This is a genomic window from uncultured Marinobacter sp. (assembly GCF_963974375.1).
In the GTDB taxonomy this organism is placed as follows: Bacteria; Pseudomonadota; Gammaproteobacteria; order Pseudomonadales; family Oleiphilaceae; genus Marinobacter.
In genome coordinates this window covers 1-10,029 of the sequence record NZ_CAXBDN010000160.1, presented here as the reverse complement: position 1 = coordinate 10,029, position 10,029 = coordinate 1, and the positions used below count along the sequence as shown (strand labels likewise).

The following is a 10,029-nucleotide window of genomic DNA, read 5'->3' as shown; positions in this document are numbered from 1 at the left end:
GACGCCTTTCTCAGCATTACCGAGCAAAGCGGCCTGACAGACAGCATCACCGCCTATGTGCTGGAGCAGGCCGTGATCTGTTCACTCCGCTGGCGCGACCGCGGTGACGAGGCCTTTCCGATCAACATCAATGAATCGCCGGCTTCGTTTGTTACCCGAAGTCTGGTGGAACAATGGCGAACGCGCCTGTCACAGGTGGGGCTCGATGAGAGCCGGATCACTCTGGAACTGACCCCGGCCTCCATCAACAACATTCACGCCACCGGTTTCAATCCGGTCAAGAGTCTGGGGCTGGCCGGTTTGCGACTTCACTTGGCCATCGACGATTTTGGAATCGAGCCGTTCTCGCTGTTAGCTCTTCAGGAGTTCAAAATGGACAGCGTCAAGATCGACAGGGACCTGATCAGGGACGCGGGCCAGGGTGGTGATGCCGACCGTATAATGGACGGCATAATCGGAATGGCTCACGCAATAAATGTCCAGGTGGTTGGCGTGGGCGTAGAAACGGACGAGCAGTTGCAGTTTCTCTCCCGAGCTGGCTGCGACTATGCCCAGGGTTATTTGTTTTCCCGGCCTTTGCGAAAGGATGACTTCGAAAAGCTGCTGGAACTGGACCGTCAAAAAACGCCTTCCTGAAGGGAAGGGGCCAGGGAACTTTGGCCCGGTTCATTGCCTCACATGACAGCGGCTGGGCTGGTTGCAAGTGGTTCCACGCCAAATTGTTCCCTGATCGTACCGAGCACTGCCTGGTAGGTGTGAGTCTCCACATAATTGGCGTGGCGGGGGGTATCAATGTACTCGGCGCCACCCCGCAGATCCGGGTGGTGGTTGCGCTTCATGTCGGTAAAGGTCTCCAGTTCCCTGTCCTTCAGTGACAGATCCATGGCCACCAGCTGGGCCATCTCCTCGAATCGCTGGTAGGCGGCGTCGGCGAACTCAATGAAACCTACGATGGACAGAGTTGGGAGCTGGCGATGGAAAATGTTCAGGTAAAGCTGTGGGTGCCCGCTCGACCACTCGAAAAGCGCCTCGTTGATAAAGGGGACGCGATACTCGTAGCCCGTCGCCAATACGATCAGGTCCACGGGTTCCCGGCTGCCATCGGCAAAAACCACGTCATGGCCGTCAAGCCTCTCAACGTCGGGCCTAGCGGCGATGTCACCGTGGTTGAAGTGATGAATGATCTGGTCATTAACGATGGGGTGGGAACTGAGCACGGCGTGGTCGGGTGCCGGTAACCCGAAGCGGGTCAGGTCACCCACCAGGGCATCGACAAGCTCGTTGGGATCCTCAGGAATGGCGATGCCGGCGGGGGGCTGGCCACCATGGTTGATGAAGACATCAAGGGGAACGCCGAATACATGCTTGGGCAGGAAGCGATAGCCCCGACGTACACTCAGAAAAGCGGCATCCGCGTTGGCGGCTGCGTCGCAGGCGATGTCCACGCCGGAGTTGCCCGCGCCAACGATGAGAACCCGTTTGTCTCTGAAGGTGGACGCATCAAAGTATTCGGACGAATGCATGATCTCGCCAGCAAACCGGTCTTCGCCTGCGATCTTCGGGCGGCTCGGATGCCAGGTGACGCCCGGGGCCACGACCAGGGCTCGGTAAATGTATTGCTGATTGTCGCTTGTGACCCGCCAACGGCCATCGTCAAGCGGCTCGGCCTGCGCTATTTCGGTGTTAAAGGTGATGTGCTGGTAGAGATCCTCGGCCTTCGCGAAATCACGAATGTAGCCGAGTATCTGGCGCCAGGACGGGTAGTCCGGAAATTCCTCCGGCATCGGGAATCCCGCGAAGCCGCTGCTGTATTTTGAGCTGATGAAATGGGCACTCCGGTACATGGGGCTGCCGGTGTTGTCCGGATCCCAGATGCCACCAACATCGCTGTGGCGCTCGAATACCTCGAACGGGATGCCGGCTTTGCGAAGCTGTCGGGCAACCACGAGACCGGCAGGGCCGGCGCCAACGACACAAACCGTGTCACTACGGTCGATGGAAGACATAGGTGCTCTCCTTTTGCGAACAGGGAATAGTGCTTGCGCTCTGATTCCGCTGCTGGTCGCAAGCCTGTCACTGAACATAGGAGGCCGAACAAAGTTTGTCAAATGACCAAGTCTAACGACCAAATACCTGCCGCGGCTGATATCGTGTATAAGACAGCACGCAGTCTATTTTGAAAAAAATGGCGTTACCTCGCACAATCAGGGCGTTAACAGGGGAGAAAAATGGCACAGGTACCAGTGACTCAGCGCCGTCAGGAGCTGGTAGAGGCGGCATTTCGTACCATAGCCCGACTCGGGATCCGGCGGGCAACCACCCGCGAGATCTGCGCGGAAGCCGGCATGCAGCAGGGCATATTCCATTACTGCTTCCGATCCAAGCAGGAGCTCTATCGTGAGCTGATGCGGGTGATGGTGGTCGACATGGTCGATGCGGCAGTGATCGTTTCTGATTTTGGTGACGACCCTGAACAATGCATCCGGATGAGCCTGTTACGGGTGTGGAAACATGCCACTGAGCACCCCGATCGGCAGCTGGCGGCCTATGAGCTGACTACGTTTATGCTGCGGGATAAGGAGCTGAGCGATCTGGCCGCATGGCAGTACCGTCAGTACGCCGAGCAGGGCGAGCGGCTGGCCCTGGCCATTGAATCCGCCACCGGTACTGGCTGGAGTGTTCCCCGGCCGGTACTCGCAAGGATGTTGAGCAGTGGCATGGATGGCCTGGTGCTCGGCTGGCTGGCAGACCGCGACACGGAGATGGCAGAGGCGGCGCTGGATGCCTTCTCGACAGCCGTGGTTGGGCTCTCAGTGCAGACACCGGCAGGCAGGTGACGGTAAGGGGCAGGCGAGCGGGTAGCGCACCGCTCACCTTCGCCATCTACTCAGGCAAAGTCATACTTGCCACCCTTTTCGAGTGCTTTCTGATAAGCCGGCCTGGCGTGGACACGCTCCACCCATGCGATGATACCGGGCCGGCTTTTGCCGACGATGCCCCGGGCCACAGAAGCTTCCAGCGGAAAGCTCATCTGAATATCCGCCGCGCTGAGCTTGTCCCCGAGAAACCAGGTGTTCTTCGACAGGTGAGCTTCTACAAAATCCATGTGGGTGCCGATCATCGGGCCGATGAAACTCTCATTGGTTTTGTTGGCGATGCCTTTGGCCACCGGCTTGATAAAAAACGGCATCGGGCTGGTCTTCACTTTTTCAAACACCAGCCGTATCAGCAGTGGCGGCATCAGGGAGCCTTCGGCGTAATGCAGCCAGTAGGTGTAATCAAGCCAGGCCTGACCGCCGCTTTCCGGCAGCATAGTGTCTTTGCCATAGGTGTGGGCCAGGTATTCGATAATGGCGCCGGATTCCGCCACCACCAGATCACCGTCGGTAATCACTGGTGACTTGCCCAACGGGTGTATTTTCCTGAGACTTGCTGGCGCCTGCATGGTTTTGGGATCCCGTTCGTAGTGCTGGATCTCGTAGGGCACGCCTAACTCCTCCAGCATCCAGAGAACGCGCTGCGAGCGGGAATTATTAAGGTGGTGGACTGTGATCATGCAGATACTCCGGTGGCATTAAAAAATGAGCGGGTTAACCAGTGTAGTCTGCAAGAGGGTATCTGGTTCACATCCGGTATGCGATCAGCAGGAAATCGGATACAGCGCTCCCATTGAGGTGAGGGTCAGAGATGCTGAGATCGTTACTCAGATAACCCGGGCCAGCTGGCTTCGGCCAGTGCTTCTGCAATCATCCGATAGCCGTTCTCACCCGGGTGGAAACCATCCAGGGCCAGTAGCGTGGTGTCAGTAACCGCAGGGTAGCCCAGGTAACTGAAGTCATGAGGCGCCCGTTGTGCCAGTTGCTGATAAATACGGTCCAGCTGCCTTGCCCGCCATCCCATCATCTGCCTGAGTGGCGCAGGCATGGCTGTGAACAGATGCATGGGCGGTACGCTCAATAGCCGCAGCGGAGCAGGATAATCGGGCGCGAGGAATACCCGCAACTGACGTAACTGCTGCAGGAAACGGGACCTCGGGGTAAATCCGGTGGTGTCGTTAACCCCCATGCTGAGCAAAACCACATCGGCAACGGGGAGCTCAGCCACAGCCAGTTGCTGATTCAGGTCACCGAGGCGAATACCATTCACGCCAAACGTGTGCCAGGCAATGGATTTGCCGGTACGTTGATGTAACCGCAGTGCCAACTGACTTGCCAGCCCCTGCTCATGAGTTTCAACCCCGACACCCGCCGCGGTAGATTCGCCAATAACCAGCAGCCGGAAATCCGCAGTGCCATCGCCGTGTTGCCCACAGGGTTCACCGACGGCCTCTGGCAACCGGGGAATAACGCGGCGTGCGCGTTTGCCCTGGTAAAGCAATACCGGTGAAAGCAGGGCGGTGGTCAGCCAGAAGGGAGCGTGCATCAGTTCTTTCTTTCTTCACGACACTCGTAGGAACCCATCTCGAATTCCCGACAGATCCAGGGGCGGTTTTCATAGATGGTGCACATGAAGGTATTGCGGTCCAGGGCAGAGCACCAGCCGTCTTCCAGGCGCAACATGGTTTCACCTCCCCATTCATCCACTGCAATGTGCCGCTCAGGGACGCCGGTGTCGGAAATGATCATCACTTCCAGCCGGCAACAACAGGCCCGGCAGTTGGAACAGGAGATTTCAGCGTCGGTTACATCCATCACGTTTTCAACCTGTGACCATGCACCAGCCATAGGGCTCTCCGATCTGCCTGGGAAGTAAGTCTGGAAAAGGGGGGCGTGCTGAATCAGCGGTTGGAGCAGGATAGTCGGCGGCAGGCAGCCTGAGTTGTTACCGACGAATGCGGTCTCAGGAATGCCTTTCCACCCGGTGGTTTACCGGGGTGCTTCCGACAAAAGCGTGTTATGAGCTCAGGTTGATCTGCTTGGAACCTGTGGAAGCGTACTGCCCGCTTTTACCCTTGACCACATACTCAATAGAGCCGCCGGACTTCAAAAAAGCGGCTGTCTGCTCTTCAATGGTGGCCGTTGTCAGTGTGGCTTTTGCAGGTTTTTTACTCATTTTATTCTCCAGATTCGTATTGGCTGAACACTCATTACCGTTGGCCATGATACCTGATACAGAAAAAAATTGTCGGAGTAAATAGGCGAGCACATTAGCGGAACTTAACAACGCCTGAATCACTGGGGAACGCGTCTCGTCGCCGTGGAGAACTCCGCCCGATCGCGCCCCAGCTCCTTGGCCCGATACAAGGCGTCGTCGGCCTCTGATACCAGTTTATCGAAGCTGCAGCCATGCCACTCAGCCACGCCAATGGATACCGTGAAGGTAATGGTCTGGTCTTCATCGTGTATCGAAATTGCCCGGATACTGTCAAGCAACCTCACGCTGAGCCGCTCCAGATCTACGAGATCTGAATCCCGCACGATGATCAGAAATTCCTCACCTCCCCATCGCCCGAAGTGATCCACCGATCTGAGAACCGATTCAATGGCCTGAGTGAATGCATGCAGGCAGCGGTCGCCAACCTCGTGTCCATAACGATCATTGATGGATTTGAAATGATCGATGTCCAGCATTATGACGCTGAACGGTCGCTGACTGCGGCTGCTTCGATCCGCTTCTTCTTCCCCCAGATTTTTCGTCTGCCGCCGGTTGGCTATTCCGGTCAGTTCGTCAGTCAAAGCCAGCGTTTGCAGCCGCTGATTGGCATCAAAAAGTTCCCCGGTGCGCAGCCGGACCTGTTCTTCCAGCACCTCGTTCAGCTGCCTGAGCTCTTCTAGAACGGTAAGAAGTTCGTAGCCTTTCTGACGATTCTGAAACACAAAGGCGGCCACATAAAGCACCATCCCGGTGAACAACACCACGAATTCCTGGGTGAGCAGTGCGCTCTGATCCGGGATTGCGCGAATAAAGGGGCCGGCGCCCGCAGCCGTCGCAAAGGCGGCGTAGAGTGCGACCGAAGCGGTGATAAACGAAGCGGACAGGGGCCCGAAGCGAATAGCCACCCAGATGGGTGCCAGGATCACCACCAATGGCGTCAGCGCCAGATAGTCCTCCGAATGCAGGTTCCAGGAGAACACCAGATAGCAGGCCATGAGGCTCAGAACCCAGGCCACAAACAGCTCCAGATGGCGAGGCCGTCGAGCTATTCCCGGTCGCAGGGGCAGGCCAGTATTGAGCAGCATATGAAACAGGGGGGTCAGGATGATCAGCCCGGTGGCATCACCAATCCACCAGAGCCGCCAGTACGTCAGAAAGGATGTGTCACCGATCAAAAACAGAGAATAGACACTGGCACCACCCAGGGCGGCTATGGGTGAGGCGATGAAAAACACCGTGACCAGGAAAACGCTGAGATCTTTGGGTTTATGCCAGTCCATTTCATCACCCAGAAAATATCGTATGAGACTGGTGGCCAGTACACATTCGGTGATGTTGATGACAGCAAAAAGCAGGGACTGAGTAATGGTAAATACAGCGAGGTCGGCGGCCACTTCTGCGACCACAACCACCAATAGCAAAGGCCACCACAGACGGGGCGGACGACTCAGCAGGGCGGCCAGCAGAATCGCGTTTGGCGGCCAGAGAACGACGATGCCACTTTCCAGAGCGGCAAACTGAACGCCGACGTAAGCGCCCAGATAATAGAGTAGCCCGACGACGAGTGGGAACATGATGGTATGGCGGTGGTTGTGCAAGACAAACCTCTGTTAAACCCGAAAGGAGCTTGTTTCCCTGCGCCCGAGACTGTGTCAGTAAATCATCAATAAAAGTTGAATACTATCATTGAGGAATCAAAAAAACGCGTGCGGCATTGAAAAATGGCCGGGAAAAAGACCTTGGGTTTTCAGGTGGGTATTGGCTATTGCGCTTCAGTCAGCTTGATGTCCGCGGAGGTTGCCAAGATACCGGGAGCAAAGGCACGTGTTGAATCTATATAGCGGAAACCGGTGGATGCCTTTGCTCTCTTTTTGGCGTAGCTCGCCGCGTCAGACAGCTGATCGACGGTGTGCAGATCACCTGCAGCCACTTCGACTATTCCTGCAGCCAAAGATACCAGCGGAAAGCGGTTAATCTGCCCGTTCCTGTCCTCGGATTCCACAAATCCCTTTCGCAGCACGTCATCGGTATAAAAACGCCGGGTCTGATCGACAAAACGTGTTTGCAGGGTTATGGCGTTGGGTATGGCCTGGGGCGACTGGCTGACTACGACAAAATCGTCACCCCCGATGTGGCCCACGAAACCACCGTCGCTCTGGAAGAAATCCAGCAACAGGTCTGCGAGCAAAAGGATGACCTGATCACCAACCCGGTAGCCAAGCATATCGTTGAGAGGCTTGAACATGTTGATGTCGAAGTAGATCAGTGTGAATGGAAGCCGATCTTCTGTTCGTGCAGCCAACGCCTGCTGAATGGGGACATTGCCAGGTAGCTGTGTCAGAGGATTGGCGTAACGCGCTTTTTCAATTTTTTGTGCGGTGATTTGCTGAAGCAGGGCACGGGTGGACCCGAGGCCTTCGTATCGTTCATTGCGTGTAACAATAAAGTGCTGCTTGAGGTAGTGAGCATCATCGTCAATCAACCGCTGACTGACTTCATCAAGTGGCAGATCATGATCGACAACAAGGGCATCGGAACTGAGCATCTGGGTAACCGGGCATTTTTCATAGAGCGCACGGCCGTAGGGGGTGCTGAATGTTTCCAGAATCCTCCACTTGTGAAGCAGACCGAGGGGTCTGCCGTCGTCTACGACCGGAAGCGCGAACATCCCGGGCTCATTCTGTAGCCGCTCCCAGGCATGTTGGAGAGTTGAGTCTGAGGTGATGGGTTCGACACTAACGCATAGCAAGCCGGCTGATTCCTGTCGGGGTATCGTGAACCCGGAGTCAGGCTGAGCACCTAGCGGTTCAAGGCAAGCGGTTGCAAATGGTTTGGGCCGACCGAAAAGGAAACCCTGGACCAACGATATTCCTAACCCGGAAACGATTCGGAACTCCGCATCTGTTTCCACCCCTTCAGCAATCAGCTTGCAACCCAGCCGATCCGCCAGTTCCACCACAGACCGGAGGAACTCACGTTTGACGAGGTCGTCCTGGATATCCCGGATAAAATGCCGGTCAATTTTCACGAAGTCCGGTTTCAGCTCCGACCAGAGCTTGAGCCCGGAATAACCACTGCCCAGATCGTCAATTGCAATCAGAAAGCCTTCGGCCTTAAGCCAGGCGAGTGTTTTCAGAAGTTCCGACGGATCGGCGGTGGGATAGCGCTCGGAGAGTTCAATTACGATATCCGACGCTTTTAGCCGATTCGTTTTCAGAAGCTCCCGTAACTGCGAGGGCTTGAACTCCGGTGGCATCAGTTTGGCGGGGCTCACGTTGACGAATAGTTTAAGTGGCGTGCCCTGGCCAGACCAGCTTCGTGCAGCCGTGCGGAGGCAGAGTCCATCCAGCTCTGATGCCAGGCCGCAACGCTCAGCGGTTTCAAACAGCATCTGAGCCCCATGCAAGCTGCTGTCTGAGGGGCCACGACTGAGCGCCTCGTAACCAAACACGTTCTTTTTATCAACGTTTACGATGGGCTGTAAGAGAGTCGAAATTTTTTCATCAGATAGAAGGCGTTTCAGTTCCTGACTGAGGCTGTCCTGCATATCGGTCACTCCTGGATGTGAGTGAGGTTTGGGGGTGGCAATATGCATGTCTCCTTCCCATGCCCCATACCTGCTGATGCAACTGGCTCATATCCGGTTGTGCCAAGTTTCGAAATAACCCCGGTATTTTGTGTAAGAAACATGACAGCATCGTTGCAGGGGTGCCGTTATATTGGCTTACTCCTTTGAAAATAGAGTCAAAAATTCACCGAATTTAACGTTCCAGGCGGTGAGTGTCACGGATTTGTCATGGTGGCTGCCCACTATCGGCCCGACATTGGATTATGGGGGGCACCATGCTCAGAACTGTTCGCAGTAGAATACTCTTTTCTTCGTTTCTCTCGGTCTTTGCGCTGTCAGCTGTGGCTCTGTTGTCCTGGTCCATCATCATCAAGGCGGAAGACGCCGCAGAGCAGCTGATACAGAATCGCCTGACCGAGTCCTGGTTGATTAACGATCTCGAGCAGGACCTGCGCAAACTCCAGGATCTCTCCTACATGGTCAAAGGGCAGTTGTTGCTCTGGGAAGAGATTGAGGGTGAATTTGCAACGCTCTCACAGTCCATTCCCGCCAAATGGAGGTCCGTTGGGAGAAATCCGGAGCTGGCCAAATGGGCGGCCGACAACACCACCCGTTTCGATCCGGTGGTCCTCTATCTGGAGAAGCTTGGGGAAGGAATCGATGCCAAAAGCTACTATCAGGCGGGAAGAGTCGTCGACTTTGAGCTCTTTCCTGCCTTGTCGCCCATGCTGGAAAGCATCCGTGAGCGGGAAGAAGCGAGTCGTGCGCGGATTGGACGGGAATCCAGCGAACTGCTGGCCTATCTCAGCGGTCAGCAGACCACACTGATTGCCGGCTTTGTCATTTTTCTCCTGGTCATCGGTTTAATGACCCTCTGGCTGAGGAAAATTGTCATTGGTCGGCTGCAACGGATCGAGCGGGACCTTCACATCATGGATGAGTGTTCGGACCTCGCTAACCCACCGCAATTGACCGGGGTAGACGAAGTGGCCGGGGTCGTGGCGGCTCTGGTTCGTCTGGTCGGCCGGTTTGAAGTGTTTGTTCGCGATGTCAGGGCCGTCTCACAAAGCCTCAACCAGCGGTCCGGGCGCCTGAATATCCAGGCGGAGGAGCTAGAGGCAGCCTCTCAAACCACCCATCGCCAGATCAAGGATGTCAGCCATTCGATGAAAGCCATTGCCGACCAGGCTGTGGCGATTGAAAAATCAACCGGGGCGTCCCGGAAAATCATTGAAGGTGCCGTTAGCGCCAACTCGGACATTCAGTCTGGCATCAGAAACAGTGAATCGGCCGCGGAGCATACGGTGGAAGTCATCGAACGGGTATCCGGTTCGATTCAGGAACTGACAGAATCTACGTCCAGGATC

Annotated in this window: 10 protein-coding genes; 3 read left to right on the top strand and 7 right to left on the bottom strand. The window is 55.8% G+C overall.

Going from position 1 to position 10,029, the window contains the following annotated elements:
* Positions 1 to 636, top strand: a 636-nt coding sequence (locus AAC035_RS13600; RefSeq protein ID WP_339805060.1) for an EAL domain-containing protein, incomplete at its 5' end; no start/stop codon positions are given.
* A gap of 38 nt (positions 637 to 674) precedes the next feature.
* On the opposite strand, the gene AAC035_RS13595 is transcribed toward AAC035_RS13600, so the two are convergent.
* Positions 675 to 2,006 (bottom strand): NAD(P)-binding domain-containing protein, encoded by a 1,332-nt coding sequence (locus AAC035_RS13595; protein ID WP_339805058.1) that lies wholly within the window; start codon positions 2,004 to 2,006, stop codon positions 675 to 677.
* A gap of 222 nt (positions 2,007 to 2,228) precedes the next feature.
* On the opposite strand from AAC035_RS13595, the gene AAC035_RS13590 reads away from it, so the two are divergent.
* On the top strand, positions 2,229 to 2,837 hold the full coding sequence (locus AAC035_RS13590; RefSeq protein ID WP_339805057.1) for a TetR/AcrR family transcriptional regulator: 609 nt from the start codon (positions 2,229 to 2,231) through the stop codon (positions 2,835 to 2,837).
* A gap of 50 nt (positions 2,838 to 2,887) precedes the next feature.
* On the opposite strand, the gene AAC035_RS13585 is transcribed toward AAC035_RS13590, so the two are convergent.
* The 6 genes from AAC035_RS13585 to AAC035_RS13560 all read right to left on the bottom strand — a co-directional run bounded on the left by AAC035_RS13585 (position 2,888) and on the right by AAC035_RS13560 (position 8,641).
* Positions 2,888 to 3,556: a glutathione S-transferase gene (locus AAC035_RS13585; protein ID WP_339805055.1), complete on the bottom strand. Its 669-nt coding sequence runs from the start codon at positions 3,554 to 3,556 to the stop codon at positions 2,888 to 2,890.
* A 143-nt stretch (positions 3,557 to 3,699) separates the two neighbouring features.
* The gene (locus AAC035_RS13580) at positions 3,700 to 4,422 is read right to left on the bottom strand and encodes an SGNH/GDSL hydrolase family protein (RefSeq protein ID WP_339805053.1); all 723 of its coding nucleotides are present in this window, start codon (positions 4,420 to 4,422) and stop codon (positions 3,700 to 3,702) included.
* Entirely contained in the window at positions 4,422 to 4,724 is a 303-nt protein-coding gene (locus AAC035_RS13575; RefSeq protein ID WP_339805052.1) for a YkgJ family cysteine cluster protein, read from the bottom strand. Before AAC035_RS13575 ends, AAC035_RS13580 begins: the two co-directional genes overlap by 1 nt.
* A gap of 169 nt (positions 4,725 to 4,893) precedes the next feature.
* Entirely contained in the window at positions 4,894 to 5,052 is a 159-nt protein-coding gene (locus AAC035_RS13570) for a hypothetical protein (protein ID WP_339805051.1), read from the bottom strand.
* A gap of 119 nt (positions 5,053 to 5,171) precedes the next feature.
* Positions 5,172 to 6,692 (bottom strand): diguanylate cyclase, encoded by a 1,521-nt coding sequence (locus tag AAC035_RS13565; RefSeq protein ID WP_339805050.1) that lies wholly within the window; start codon positions 6,690 to 6,692, stop codon positions 5,172 to 5,174.
* A 164-nt stretch (positions 6,693 to 6,856) separates the two neighbouring features.
* Positions 6,857 to 8,641: a phosphodiesterase gene (locus tag AAC035_RS13560; protein ID WP_339805048.1), complete on the bottom strand. Its 1,785-nt coding sequence runs from the start codon at positions 8,639 to 8,641 to the stop codon at positions 6,857 to 6,859.
* Positions 8,642 to 8,937: 296 nt separating this feature from the next.
* On the opposite strand from AAC035_RS13560, the gene AAC035_RS13555 reads away from it, so the two are divergent.
* On the top strand, positions 8,938 to 10,029 hold a 1,092-nt coding region (locus AAC035_RS13555), incomplete at its 3' end, for a methyl-accepting chemotaxis protein (RefSeq protein WP_339805046.1).